This window comes from Pseudarthrobacter sp. PvP090 (genome assembly GCF_040547365.1).
GTDB lineage: Bacteria > Actinomycetota > Actinomycetes > Actinomycetales > Micrococcaceae > Arthrobacter.
On record NZ_JBEPPO010000006.1, the window covers coordinates 137778 to 151449 of the forward strand.

Sequence of the window (13672 nt, forward strand, 5' to 3'; positions counted from 1 at the left end):
GGAAGCCCGTCCGTCAACCCATCAGGAGACCTTGAGATGTTCCGGCTCGCAAAATTGTCACTGGCCAACCGGGCCCTGATCGCGCTGGTGACCGTCTTCGCATCAGTGTTCGGCGTGATCACGATGTCCTCGCTCAAGCAGGAGCTCATCCCGTCGATCGAGTTCCCGCAGATCACGGTCCTCACGTCGATTCCGGGCGCCTCCCCCGAAGTCGTGGACAAGCAGATCAGCAGCCCGCTGGAGACGGCCCTCAAGGGCGTGGAAGGGCTGGAGTCGACGTCGTCGACATCGCGCAACGGTGTCTCGCAGATCAGCATGGTGTTCACCTATGGCTCGAACCTGGATCGTGCCCGGAACCAGATCGACCGTGCCATCTCCAATGCCAAACGGTCGCTGCCGGACGACGTCCAGCCGCAGGCGATCGCCGGAAGCATCAGCGATTTCCCGATCGTGTTCCTCGCGGTCTCCTCGGACAGGCCGCTCAGTGAACTGAACGCCGATCTGGCCCGGCTTACGGTCCCGCGGCTGCAGAAGCTCGACGGCGTCCGCGGCGCCGAGGTGACCGGCGGCGCCACGCAGCACATCAAGATCCTCCCCCGCCCCGAGGCCATGGCGGCGTCCGGCGCGAGCATCCAGTCCATCAGCGAGGCCCTCAGTAACAACGGGGCGCTCGTTCCGGCAGGCACCATCGAGGAGCAGGGCAAAACGCTGTCGCTGCAGATCGGCAGCCCGGTCGATTCGATCGACGCCATCAAGGCGCTGCCGCTGGGCGGCACCAACAACGCCGCGACCGTTGGCAGCGTGGCGGACGTCAGCATCACCGAGGACGCCCGCACCTCGATCACCCGGACCAACGGCAAGGAAACCCTGGCCCTGTCCGTCACCAAGAAGCCCGAGGGTGACACCGTGGGCATCTCCCACGCGGTGAAGGACTCCATCCCTGAGCTAGAGGCCGAGCTCGGCTCCAATGCGCGGTTTACACCGATCTTCGACCAGGCGCCGTTCATCGAAAAATCCATCAAGGACCTCACCACCGAGGGCCTGCTGGGCCTGGGCTTCGCCGTCGCCGTGATCCTGGTGTTCCTGATGTCCGTCCGCGCCACCCTGGTCACGGCCGTTTCCATCCCCCTGTCCCTCCTGATCACGTTTATCGGGCTCTCGGCCACCGGCTACTCGCTGAACATCCTGACCCTCGGCGCGCTCACCATCGCGATCGGCCGGGTGGTGGACGACTCGATTGTGGTGATCGAGAACATTAAGCGGCACCTGAGCTACGGCGAGGCGAAGATCACCGCAATCCAGACCTCCATCCGGGAGGTCGCCGGTGCCATCACGGCGTCGACCCTCACCACCGTGGCCGTCTTCCTGCCCATCGCGTTCGTCGCCGGCCTGGCCGGCGAGCTGTTCCGGCCGTTCGCGCTGACCGTCACCATCGCACTGCTGTCCTCGCTGCTGGTCTCCCTGACCATCGTGCCGGTGCTGGCGTACTGGTTCCTGCGGAACCCCGCCGAGAAGGCAGGCACAGCCCGGGAAGCCACAGCCCAGCAGTCTGCCCGGGAGGTCGCGGTGAGGGCCCATGAGGCGGAGCAGCGCACCGTCCTGCAGCGCGGCTACCTCCCGATCCTCACCAAGACCCAGAAGCACCCGGTGGTGACCCTGATCGCGGCCGTGCTGGTCCTGGCCGGCACCGCCGCCATGACCCCGCTGCTGGCCACTGACCTGCTGGGCAACTCCGGCGAAAACAGCATGACCGTCCGGCAGGCGCTCCCCGCCGGCACCAGCCTGGCCGAGGCCAACGCCTCGGCCGTCAAGGTCGAGGAAGTCCTGCGGGAGATCGACGGCGTCAAGGACGTCCAGGTCACCACCGGCAACGCCCAGACCGGCTTCTCCGCGCTGCTGTCGGCAGGGGCCTCGAACTCCAGCTTCACCGTGGTGACGGAGGAAAAGGCGAACCAGGGCAAACTCAAGGACACCGTCCGTAGCGAACTTGCCGGCATTCCTGATGCCGGCAAGATCACGGTGGGCTCGCAGCAGGGCGGCTTCGGCACGTCCTCGACCGTGGACATCACCCTCAAAGCTGCCACCACCGCCGATCTCCGGACCGCAAGCGATGCCATGGTCAAGGCCATGGAAGGCGTCCCCGGCTCCTCCGAGGTGGCCACCAACCTGGCCGCCAGCCAGCCCGTGGTCCAGGTCAAAGTAGACAGGGCCAAAGCCGTCGCCGCAGGCCTGAGCGAGGAGCAGGTGGCCGGCGTGCTCGCCTCGACCATCAGCCCCATCCCGGCCGGAACCGTGCGGATCGACACCAACGACTACCCGGTCCGCATCGGCGAGGGCACCCGCTTCACCAGCATCGACGCCGTCCGCCAGACCCCGCTGCCGACGGCGGCCGGTCCCGTGCCGCTGGTCAGCATCGCCGCCGTGGAGCAGGTCGATGTCCCCGTCTCGATTACCGCCAGCAACGGCCAGCGGACCGCCCGCGTATCCATCACGCCGTCGGGCGCCAACCTCGGCGCGGTCAGCACCGAAGTGCAGGCCCGGCTGAAGACCGTCCAGCTGCCGCCCGGCGTCACGGCAGAAATCGGTGGCGCCACGACCCAGCAGGCCGAATCCTTCGCCCAGCTCGGCCTCGCCCTGCTAGCCGCCATCGCGATTGTCTATGTGATCATGGTGGCCGCGTTCAAGTCGCTGATCCAGCCGCTGATCCTGCTCGTCTCGGTGCCGTTCGCGGCCACCGGTGCCATCGGGCTGCTGCTCATCACCGGCGTGCCGCTGGGCCTGCCCTCGTTGATTGGCATGCTGATGCTGGTGGGCATCGTGGTGACTAACGCGATTGTGCTGATCGACCTCATCAACCAGTACCGCCAGCCGCATAACGGCGAACCCGGGATGAACGTGGCAGACGCGATCACCCACGGCGCCCGCCAGCGCCTCCGGCCGATTCTGATGACCGCGCTGGCCACCGTATTCGCGCTGACGCCGATGGCCCTGGGCCTGACCGGCGGCGGGGGTTTCATCTCGCAGCCGCTCGCCATCGTGGTGATCGGCGGCCTGATTTCCTCCACCGCACTCACCCTGGTCCTGGTGCCGGTGCTGTACCGCCTCGTGGAGGGACGGCGCGAGCGGAGGGCCCTGGCCAAGGCCGGGCCGGGTGCCGGGTCCGGTTCGGACGACAGGGCGGATCCCGGGGCGGGTGCCGCCCGTTCCCGCGGCCGTGGCCGCCGGGCTGCCCCCGGGGCCGTCCCCGATGACTTTCCGGACGACGTTCCCGACGACGCACGGGTCCCCTCGGGCTCGCATTAAAAGTCGCTGGGCCGCGGGGTAACCCGTCAGATCCGGACCGCCTTTTGGCGGCGTGGAGCCTGGGTGCCGTGGGGCGCCCCCGCGGGTGCATGGGCTCCGCCGGCCGTTCGCGTCACTGCCCGGTGGCGGGGCCCGCTGGGCAGAGGGGCCGGGCGCTGGTCCCGCGGCGGGCTCACTTCCCGTGCCGGGTTGCCGACGTACGTAGCGTTTTCCGGGACATCTTCGCCCTTCATCAGGAACGCGTCAGCTTCGAGGGTCGAGCCGTCGCCCATCGTGACCCCGTAGTGGACGAAGGCTTCGACGCCGATCGTGCAGCGGTCGCCGAGAACAATGTAGCCGGATTTGAAGGTTCCGTCTTCGAGGGAATGGCCTTGGATGACCGTTCCTTCGTTGAGCGCACAGTCATCACCGATGGTCACCAGTGTCTTCTCCGGTATGCCGCAGCCTGCGTCGTAGAGCCGCTTGCCAACCTTGATGCCCAGCATTCTCATGAACATGGACTTGAACGGTGTCCCACCGAAGGGCGCCCCGCCCAACAGCTTCCACAGCAGCTCGTGCCGCCAGAAGTAGCGGTCGTAGATCGAACAGTACTCGGGCTTGAGGCGGCGGAACCCCATGACCGAGCGCTCGACCAGTATGGCGAAGAAGGTGCTGAACAGCATGAAGCCGAGCATGGCTGCGGAGACCGCCAGCACGCCGATGTAGCCGTGCGCCGAAACGGCGACGGCGGCGGTGAGCGTACCGGTGTACAGCAGGAACCAGCGCACGGCCAGGAATATTGCCATGCTCCTGATGTTGTACCGGTTCTTCGCCGGGAGGAGCCGGTTCTTTTCCTCTTCAAGCTTCTCTTCATCGAACTGTGCGTCGCGCTGCACAGACCGGGGGATTTCGAAGGGGGGCGAGCCCAGCAGACCTACGTCCGACCGGGTGGGACCGTCGATCGGAACCATCACTTTGGTGCCCAGAAGGCAGTTCTCCCCGACCCGGGCGCCTATCGGGAACGTGATGTCGTTGCCCAGGAAGTTGCGGCCCGCGACGCTGACACGTGAGAGGCGGAAAGATGTGCTCGAGAAGTCCGCGTTCATCATGTTCAGGCCGTCCGAGGCCATGGTTCCGGATCCTACGGTGCTCAGGAACGGCGACTCCTGGCCCACTGCCGGGCCGAAGTTTGATCCGGTCTGCACCACTTTGCCCAGGTCATAGCCCAGGGCCTTGAGGTAGTGCACGATGTAGGAGCTGTCACCGAAGAGGTTCTTATAGATCCCGGCGTTGGAGATCCCGGCCATCATCCTCTGTAGAGAATAGTGGACTCCGTACAGCGGATAGACCTTGTCCGGAGTGAGGAAGAGGTTCAGCAGACGCGGAACGCCGAGGACAAAAATGAGGCCAGTTATCAGTCCGACGATGAACATGATCAGTGTCACGACCAGTGCGTCGACAAAGAACGCCAACGCGCCTAATTGCAGGTGTCCGGTGTCCAGGTAGGAGGGCAGCAGGGCGGCAAGCCCGAGGACAGCGACCGGGACGACGAGCACAAGGCGGTTGAACAACTGGAGCAGGCTGAAGATCACTCTTCGGCGTGTGCTGCAGTTCGCTTCCGGAACCCGCCGGAATTGGGTACTGGTGCGCTCGGCTGGGGAGCCATGCCAACTTTGACCATCGGGTACCGCCTGCGACGTCTGAAGTGCCGAGGCGTGGCCCAACTGGGTGTCATCCCCCATCGAGGTGCCGATGTCGAACGTGGTCTTCTCCGACACCAGGACGTTCCTGCCAAAAGTCACCGGACCCTTCTCGAGGACGCCCGGGCGTGCCCGGTAGCAGAGGAAGAAGGAGTTCTTATGGATGACGGTGTTGTCGCCGATGGTGAGCAGGTCGGTGCACACCGGCACCGTGCGGGAGAAGATCACCACGCCCTTGCCGATCTTTGCCCCCAGGAGCCGCAGGTACAGCACATAGATCGGTGATCCCGCAAACAGGACGAGGGGATTGGCCCGCGTCAGGGTCTTGACAGCCCAGAACCGGACGTACGCCATGCTCCAGATGGGAATCAGCCCCGGCTTCCATCTCCCCACGAGGACCCATTTCACGAGTATTGGGGTCAGTGACAGGATCAGGAAGGTGGCTATCCCGAAGCCCACGGACCGCAACCACATGTCGAGGGGTGTGGTTCCACCGGACACCCATTCGAAGCCGAAAACCAGCAGCCAGCCGGCGTACATTGTGTAGCCCAGAAAAACGAGCAACTGGATGGCACCACAGAGAACGTACTGGAAGGAGCTGGCGCGGGGCAACGTCGCCGGCGGCGCATCGTCAACCGACTGGGCAGCCGGGACAAGGTCCGCCTCGATGCGCCTGGCCTGCAGACATTCGGCCAGCTGCCGAACCGTTGGATGCTGGTAGATGTCCTGCATTGCCGCTGGCGGCAGCCCTGTTTCTTTCCTGACACGCGCGCAGAAGTGAGCCATCAGCAAGGAGTCCGCGCCCAGGTCGTTGAAGAAATGCGCGTCCGTGGACACTTTCTCGAGGCCCAGCACGGCACCAAGCTGCTCAGCCAGAGCCGTCTCGGACTCCGTGGCCGGAGCAGTGTAGGAACCGTTGCCCGCCAGGCTAAGCCTGTGCGTGGGCTGTGGCAAACGCTTCCGGTCCACCTTGCCGCTGGCCATCATGGGCATGGACTCCAGCTGCTCAAAATACCCGGGAACCATATAGCCGGGAAGCCGCGTGCGCAGCATCTGCCGGATCTCGCCGGCGTCGATGCTCGTGACGTCCTGGCGAAGGGTGTAGTAGGCGGCGAGCTCCACCGATCCGCCCTCCGGTTCAAAGGTCTGAACCACTGCCTGGGCGATCCCCGGAAGCTGCAGCAGAAACGATTCGATTTCGGTCAGCTCGATGCGGTACCCACGAATCTTGACCTGCGTGTCGATCCGCCCAAAGTATTCAATCTCCCCTGCAACATTGATCCGGCCCAGGTCCCCGGTACGGTAAATCCGGCCGGAGGGATTGTTCCCGATCCCGAGGAAATCCGGAATGAACGCCCGCTCGGTCAGATCCGGACGGTTGACGTACCCCCGGGCCAGCCCCACGCCGGCGAGTCCGATCTCCCCCGATTCACCGGCCGGCAATGCCCGGGATTCCTGAGGGTCCAGAATGACAGCCGAGTACGTGGGCAGGGGTACCCCGAGGGACACGGGCCGATCGGGGTCGAGGAGAGCCCACGTCGCCGTGACGGTCGCCTCGGTGGGCCCGTAGACATTCAGGAAGCGGCGGCCCGGGCGGTGCCAGCGGGTGACGAGATCCCGGGGGCACGCCTCACCGGAGACCAGCAGGAACCTCAGGGCGGGCAGATCATCGTCAAGGGTGGCCAGCAGAGTGGGCACGCAGCACAGGGCTGTGATGTGCTTCTCCTGCAAGTATTCGGCCAGCTCCGCCCCCAGCAGGCTGGGTCCGCCCGGTTTTGGCACCAGAGTTGCCCCTGCCATCCACGACACCCAGATTTCCTCGACAGAAAAGTCAAAGGCGATCGTCATGCCCTGGTAGACCCGGTCCGAGGACTCGATGCCATAATACGCGGACGCCACCCGGACAAAATTGCATATGCTGGCCTGCTCCACGGCCACGCCCTTGGGCCGTCCGGTCGAACCCGAGGTGTAAATAATGTAGGCGAGTTCATCACTCGACCCGCCCATCTCCACCCCTCCTAACCGGGAGGAGTCTTCCGCGTCAACGTGCGCCTGCACGTGGTCAAGGCACACGGTCTGGGCGGCGACTTCCGGCAGCAGGTCCTTGAGATGTGACAGGGACAGAACCAGCGCCACATCGGCGTCCTCAACGATGTACTTGAGGCGGTCAGGGGGGAACCCCGGGTCCAGGGGCACATAGGCCGCGTGGATTTTAAGAACAGCCAGCATGGCAACGTAGGCGCGCCACGGCTGGTCGAACAGCAGCGCGATGCGGTCCCCGGGGCGGGCCCCACAGGCCAGGAGGTGGCGGGCCAATTGATTCGCCCGGCTATCCAGCTCCGAATAGCTCAAGACCACGTCGCCGGCATCCACGGCAATCTGGGATCCCAGTCCATCGTCCCGCAACCGGTCACAGCGGTCCTCGAACAGCTGGTCCAGCCGCTCGCCTTGGTGCCAGCGGGCAGCCTGGTCCGGAGTGGCCGACGTCAGGACCGTTCCCTCCACCGCGCCGCCGTCCGCAAAGACCTTTCCGCGCAGCTCCGCGGGGGCGGTGGCGCCATTTTGGACCCTCACCTTTTTACTCATGGATTGCCTCTTTCACGTGAAGTGACGTGCCGCGGACAAGCTGGTGGTTCGCTCGAAACCCAGACGCGACTACCGTGCCGTTCACCGGATGATCTGCCGTTCCGTCAATTGCCCCCGCGAACCAGGGCTGGACGCCAAACCCCTGAGGTCAAAGCCCCAGCGGATGTCGCTGTCCCAGGTACGGTCGGGGGCGGACGGTGGGCCAGACCTTGCCGGCACCTGGGCGTCCGGGGCCATGCCAAACGCCAGCCGGACGGCGCGCTCAGCCTCCGCAAGCCGCTCGGCGCCGGTGATGGCCGCAACATAGGTCTCCGATATTTCGACGAGATCGACGTCGATGCCGGCTTCCGAGAGGGTCCACAGGAAGGTGCAGACGACGTCCGGCGAGGACCGCATGCCCACGCCGGTGACTGACACGCGGCCGACTTCACCGCGGTGCTCCAGGCCTTCGAACCCTATGGTCCTTTGGGCAGCGCCCAGCACTGCGAGGGCCGGAGACGCCTCGGGTGCAGGAACTATCAAGGCAACGTTGGAACGCCTGGAACCTGAACCTGCCGCGCTTTGGACGATTGTCTGGACATTCACCCCTGACCGCGAAAGAACCTGGAACAGTCGCGCCATGCTTTCCGGTTCCTCGGGAACTCCGACAACGACAACTCTCGCGGCCGAGTTGACTCCGCTAACGCCGGTCACGACGGGTTGCTCCCGCACGGGCTTCCGGAAGGGATGGCGGTCAAGACCCGGCAGGATCAGTGTTCCCGGCGCCGGCACGAACGACGACCTGACATGGATCGGAATGCCGAAGCGACGGGCGTATTCCACACACCGCAGGTGCAGTACTTTGCACCCGGAGGCCGCGAACTCGAGCATTGCCTCGCTTGAGAGAACGCCGATCTTGCGGGCCTTCGGGACGATGCGAGGGTCCGCGGTGTAGACACCCTCCACATCCGTGTAAATCTCGCAGATGCCGGCACCCAGTGCCGCGGCCAGCGCCACGGCGGTCAGGTCCGAGCCACCCCGGCCGAGGGTGGTGACCTTCTTGCCTTTCTTCGTGCGGCCCTGGAATCCCGCTACGATAGGCACTTCCCCGCGGTCCAGGGAGGTGCGGATGCGGTCGGGCCGGACGTCGGTAATTTGCGCCCTGCCGTGAACGCTGTCGGTGATGAGGCCTGCCATACTGCCCGTGAACGTGACGGGCGCCAGGCCTAGATCCGCCAATGCGATGGCCAACAGGGCCGATGACACGAGTTCGCCGGTGCTCAGGAGGGCATCGAGGTCGCTGGGCCGCGGTCGACGGGAAACTCCGGCCGCGAGGTCGCACAGTTCATCAGTAGTGTCCCCCATGGCAGATACCACTGCCACGACCTGGTATCCGTTCTGCCGCGTTCTGGCGATCCTCTCGGCAGCCCGGAGGATGCCGGAGGGGTCCGCAAGAGACGATCCCCCGAACTTCTGTACGACGACGGACCCTTGCGGCATCGCCTTGTCCCATTCGTCTAGCACGAGCCGAGACCCTCCGGTCCAGCCTGGTTTGCCGCTGCTTTCTGGGTGCTCATCTGCCGTTCCTAAAATCTGATCGGTCGCTTGTAGCTGTCTATTTCCGTCTGCAACATGTCCTAGGCAATGGACTTCACCGCAACCTTTCCGCCGGTCACTGACTCGGCGGCTCCGGCCAGAATGTCGAGCCCCCTCATGAGGTCCTCGGCATCGATAGTCAGCGCGGGCATGGTCTTGATGACCTCCCCTTCAGGCCCGGAGGTTTCCACCAGAAGGCCGCGGGCGAACGATTCGGCCGCGATCCTGCCTGCCGTTTGGTGGTCGGGGTAGTAGATGCCCGCGAGCAGGCCCCGACCCCGAACACGGGCACCTTCGGTTCCCGCTGCGATCTGGGCCAGCCCCTGGTGCAACTGCGAAGCAAGGCCTGCGACTTTCGCTTCCAGGGTCCGATCCCCCCAGTAACGCTCCAGGGCAGCAGTCCCCGTCACGAATGCGGGGTTGTGGCCCCGGAAGGTGCCGTTGTGCTCGCCGGGCTTCCAGATGTCGTGCTCCGGTTTGAAGAGTGTCAGGGACAATGGCAGGCCGAAGCCTGAAATCGACTTCGACAGGCAGACGATATCCGGGGTGATGCCGGCATCCTCAAAGCTGAAGAACGTGCCCGTTCGCCCGCATCCTGCCTGTACGTCATCAACGATGAGCAGGATGCCGTGCTGGCGGCACAGTTCCGCCAGGCCTTGGAGCCAGGAGGCGCGGGCGGCTCTGAGCCCGCCTTCACCCTGGACTGTTTCGACGATGACGGCGGCGGGCTTGTCGACGCCCGAGCCGCTGTCTTCGAGGGCGTGGCGGAGCCACAGGAAGTCCGCCGTCTGGCCGTCAAGGAACCCGTCATAGGGGATGCTGGAGGCGTTCGTCAGCGGAACCCCGGCGCCCGCCCGCTTCATGGAATTACCCGTCACAGCCAGGGAACCAAGAGTCATCCCGTGGAATGCGTTCGTAAAACTGAGGATATGGGGCCGACCGGTTACCTTTCGAGCCAGCTTCAATGCCGCCTCCACCGAGTTTGTTCCCGTGGGCCCGGGAAACATGACTTTATAGTCATACTTCCTGGGCTTGAGGATCAGTTCGTGGAAGGTTTCCAGAAAGCGCCGTTTGGCTACTGTCTTCATGTCGAGGGAATGAACGATTGCGCCGGAAAGGAGATATTCAACGAGTGGCCGCAGCAGCTCAGGATTGTTGTGTCCGTAGTTCAGGGCTCCGGCGCCGGAGAAGAAATCAAGGTAGTCCCTGCCGTCCTCACTGTAGAGCGTGCTGCCCGACGCCCGATCAAAGACCGTGTCCCAGGCGCGGCAGTATGTGCGGACTTCTGATTCAAGGACTTCAAAAATATCCATGAGTAGCTTTCCTTCGTTCTATTCCCCGGCCCTCATAGGGCTCAGACATCCGGAAATCGGTCACGGGCACAAAGTATTGCGGCGCAATGCCGCCGTCAGGAGGCGTAACCGGTCATGATTCAAAGGTATGGAACGCCGCTAAATTACGGATCCGTAGGCCATACTCGAATACTTCATCAATATCCGGCCCGCCCTACTTAGCTGTACTTACACGGGCTGATGTCAGCATCAAGTAGTCCGGAACCCGCCCCATAGCCCCGTTGCCGCGTCCTATTTCTGCGCGGCGGGCGGGGTTGCCCAGCCCGGCGGTTGCCCGGAACTCAGCCCCGCGGGGCCAAGGCGTAGGTGGCGGTGGCATAGGCCAGGGCGGCGGACATTTCCTTGAGCAGGTCCGCGTTGGTGTTACTGATGGTGTCGCAGGCCTCGTGGTAGCAGGAATCGAGGTCCTTGCCGGCCACACCGCCGTAGGACTGCACCTGGGCCTTGGTCTTGCGTTTCACGTCGCCGCTGAACAGCCCGCCGCCGGGAATTCCGGCCCGCAGGAACGCATCGTAGTCGGACCCGCCGTCAAAGGGCGTTGTCTCGGCCGGCAGCGAGTTCTCCTCGAAGAAGCGGAAAAAGACGTCCTCGATCTGCTTCGACCCCGACGGCCCGGCCTCCTCGAAATCCGACCCGTCGCCGTCGTGAATGGAGCGCACACCGTTCGGGGAGGCCAGCATGTCCACGTTCAGGTTTGCTGCGGTCTGCGATTTCTCGGACCCGCTCAGCTCATCGACGTAGTGCTGGGACCCGAAGAGGCCGTCCTCCTCGCCGCCCCAGAACGCAAACCGGACGCGGTTCACCGGCGTGATCCCGCTTTCCTTCAGCCAGGCGGCGGTCTCAAGCATGGCCGCAACCCCGCTGGCGTTGTCGTTGATCCCTGGCCCCTCGCGCACGGAGTCCAGGTGGCCGCCCACCACCACGGTGTTCTCGGCACTGCCGGCCGTGTCGGCGAGGATGTTAAAGCTCTCCACCTGCTTGCGGCCCCTGCCCTCGCCCCGGAAGGTGAAGCTCTGCCGGACCGGGGAATACCCGGCAGCGCGCAACTGCTCCTCGACGTAGCGCGCGGATTCCTCATACCCGGACGTCCCCGAGGCGCGGTTGCCATCATTGTCATCCGCGACGCGCTGCAGCGCCTCCAGGTGTTCCACCATGCCCCGGCCCTTGAACTCCGCCAGCACCGCGCGCGCGTCCACCCCGGCCGCAGGCTCCAGCCGGGAAGCCGTGCAGCCGGATATCACGAGGCTGATCGCAAGCAGGATTGCGGCGGCAGCGGCCTTCCCGAGCCTTCTCATCATGTGGGCATCCTCCAGGGTACGAAGATAACGCCCAAGCCGCTCCGGGGAAAGGCCTTGTCCGGGTCGCGTGGCTCCAAGCCGGCAGTGAGGTATCCGCCGCCCGCCCATGCCGCCCGGCGCGGGCACCGCTGGGGGAATATTCTGCCGCGGCGGACGTTATACTCGTCGATAGATGCAAATGCATGTATATCGGTTATAGTTAAATACAGCTCCCGGAAGTCTCCGGCCACGGAAAGGCACATCATGCAGATCGGCGTCTTCAGCGTCAGCGATATCACTACCGACCCCACCACGGGCCGCACACCCACGGAGCACGAGCGCATCAAGGCGTCCGTGGCGATCGCCAAAAAGGTCGAGGAAATCGGCATGGATGTATACGCCATTGGCGAGCACCATAACCGGCCCTTCTTCTCCTCCTCCCCCACCACCACCCTGGCCTACATCGCCGCCCAGACGGAGCGCATCATCCTGTCCACGGCCACCACGCTGATCACCACCAATGACCCGGTGAAGATCGCCGAGGACTTCGCCATGCTCCAGCACCTGGCCGACGGACGTGTGGACCTGGTCCTGGGCCGCGGCAACACGGCCCCCGTCTACCCCTGGTTCGGCAAGAACATCCAGGACGGAATCGAACTTGCGATCGAGAACTACAGCCTGCTGCGCCGCCTCTGGGACGAGGACACCGTCAACTGGTCCGGCAAGCACCGCACGCCGCTGCAGAACTTCACCTCCACGCCGCGACCGCTCGACGGCGTCGCCCCCTTCGTATGGCACGGTTCCATCCGCACGCCGCAGATCGCGGAGGTCGCCGCCTACTACGGCGACGGCTTCTTCGCGAACAACATTTTCTGGCCCAAGGAGCACTACCAGCAGCTCATCGGCCTCTACCGCGAGCGCTACGAGCACTACGGCCACGGCAAGGCCGACCAGGCAATTGTGGGCCTTGGCGGACAGTTCTTCATGCGGAAGAACTCGCAGGACGCCGTCAAGGAGTTCCGCCCCTACTTCGACAACGCCCCGGTCTACGGCCACGGCCCGTCGCTCGAGGACTTCACCTCGCAGACCCCGCTGACCGTCGGAAGCCCGCAGGAGGTCATCGAAAAGACGCTGACCTTCCGTGAGTACTTTGGCGACTACCAGCGGCAGCTGTTCCTGATTGACCACGCCGGCCTCCCGCTGAAGACCGTGCTGGAGCAGCTGGACCTGTTCGGCGAAGAGGTCCTGCCGGTCCTCCGCAAGGAATACGCCGACAAGACCCCGGCCCACGTCCCCGAACCGCCCACCCACGCCGGCCGCGTCGCCGCATCCCTGGCCGCCGCCGGTCAGTCTGCCAGCGACGCCGACAGCCGCGCCGGCACCCAGAGCGTGTGATGTCCACGAAAACATCCGAGTCACCGGTGCGCCTGGCCGCGGAAACCTGGGAATCCCTGTTCCGCGCCCAGGTGGCGGTCATGCGCCGGCTGCAGGCCGGCCCCGCTTTCAAGGGCCTCGCCATCAACGAGTACGACGTGCTGTTCACGCTCTCCCGATGCCCGTCCGGCTGGCTCCGCCAGAACGAGCTCAACGACCACGTGCTGCTGAGCCAGTCCAGCCTGAGCCGGCTGGTGGAGCGGCTCGAGAAGCGCGGCCTCGTGGAGCGCATGCCGGCCCCCGACGACGGCCGCGGCGTCCTGGTCAGGCTCACCGAAGCGGGCTGGGAGCTGCAGAAGCAGATCGGCCGGGAGCACGTCCGCGACATCGCCAACCTGGTGGGTCCGGCGCTGACGGCAGCCGAGCAGCGGGAGCTGCTGCGTCTGACCGAGAAGCTGCGGGCGGCGGTGGCGGCGCGCTGACCCGCGGCTTCCGGCCGGCGGCTATTCAGCCCGGCCGCTGAATT

Annotated in this window: 7 protein-coding genes; 3 read left to right on the top strand and 4 right to left on the bottom strand. The window is 65.0% G+C overall.

From position 1 onward, the window contains the following. Positions 1 to 36 precede the first annotated feature (36 nt). Positions 37 to 3303: an efflux RND transporter permease subunit gene (locus ABIC21_RS08815; RefSeq protein ID WP_354350023.1), complete on the top strand. Its 3267-nt coding sequence runs from the start codon at positions 37 to 39 to the stop codon at positions 3301 to 3303. 26 nt (positions 3304 to 3329) lie between these two features. On the opposite strand, the gene ABIC21_RS08820 is transcribed toward ABIC21_RS08815, so the two are convergent. The 4 genes from ABIC21_RS08820 to ABIC21_RS08835 form a co-directional block, all read right to left on the bottom strand. After that, positions 3330 to 7568, bottom strand: a complete 4239-nt coding sequence (locus tag ABIC21_RS08820; RefSeq protein ID WP_354350024.1) for a Pls/PosA family non-ribosomal peptide synthetase — start codon at positions 7566 to 7568, stop codon at positions 3330 to 3332. Between the two features lie 81 nt (positions 7569 to 7649). Continuing rightward, on the bottom strand, positions 7650 to 9071 hold the full coding sequence (locus ABIC21_RS08825) for an aspartate kinase (protein ID WP_354350025.1): 1422 nt from the start codon (positions 9069 to 9071) through the stop codon (positions 7650 to 7652). Between the two features lie 113 nt (positions 9072 to 9184). Then, complete coding sequence (gene ectB / locus ABIC21_RS08830; protein WP_354350026.1) at positions 9185 to 10456, bottom strand: diaminobutyrate--2-oxoglutarate transaminase; 1272 nt, start codon at positions 10454 to 10456, stop codon at positions 9185 to 9187. A gap of 320 nt (positions 10457 to 10776) precedes the next feature. After that, positions 10777 to 11793, bottom strand: a complete 1017-nt coding sequence (locus ABIC21_RS08835; protein WP_354350027.1) for a M20/M25/M40 family metallo-hydrolase — start codon at positions 11791 to 11793, stop codon at positions 10777 to 10779. A gap of 243 nt (positions 11794 to 12036) precedes the next feature. Here ABIC21_RS08835 and ABIC21_RS08840 point away from each other — a divergent pair, with 243 nt between their 5' ends. Continuing rightward, positions 12037 to 13167, top strand: a complete 1131-nt coding sequence (locus ABIC21_RS08840; RefSeq protein ID WP_354350028.1) for an LLM class flavin-dependent oxidoreductase — start codon at positions 12037 to 12039, stop codon at positions 13165 to 13167. Beyond that, positions 13167 to 13628, top strand: a complete 462-nt coding sequence (locus tag ABIC21_RS08845) for a MarR family winged helix-turn-helix transcriptional regulator (RefSeq protein WP_354350029.1) — start codon at positions 13167 to 13169, stop codon at positions 13626 to 13628. The genes ABIC21_RS08840 and ABIC21_RS08845 overlap by 1 nt, the downstream gene beginning before the upstream one ends. The last annotated feature ends 44 nt before the right edge of the window (positions 13629 to 13672 follow it).

Bases quoted from the DNA above. Each gene is read 5' to 3' on its own strand.
- ABIC21_RS08815 (WP_354350023.1), top strand. From the start codon at position 37: ATGTTCCGGCTCGCAAAATTGTCACTGGCCAACCGGGCCCTGATCGCG.
- ABIC21_RS08820 (WP_354350024.1), bottom strand. From the start codon at position 7,568: ATGAGTAAAAAGGTGAGGGTCCAAAATGGCGCCACCGCCCCCGCGGAG.
- ectB (WP_354350026.1), bottom strand. From the start codon at position 10,456: ATGGATATTTTTGAAGTCCTTGAATCAGAAGTCCGCACATACTGCCGC.
- ABIC21_RS08835 (WP_354350027.1), bottom strand. From the start codon at position 11,793: ATGATGAGAAGGCTCGGGAAGGCCGCTGCCGCCGCAATCCTGCTTGCG.
- ABIC21_RS08840 (WP_354350028.1), top strand. From the start codon at position 12,037: ATGCAGATCGGCGTCTTCAGCGTCAGCGATATCACTACCGACCCCACC.
- ABIC21_RS08845 (WP_354350029.1), top strand. From the start codon at position 13,167: ATGTCCACGAAAACATCCGAGTCACCGGTGCGCCTGGCCGCGGAAACC.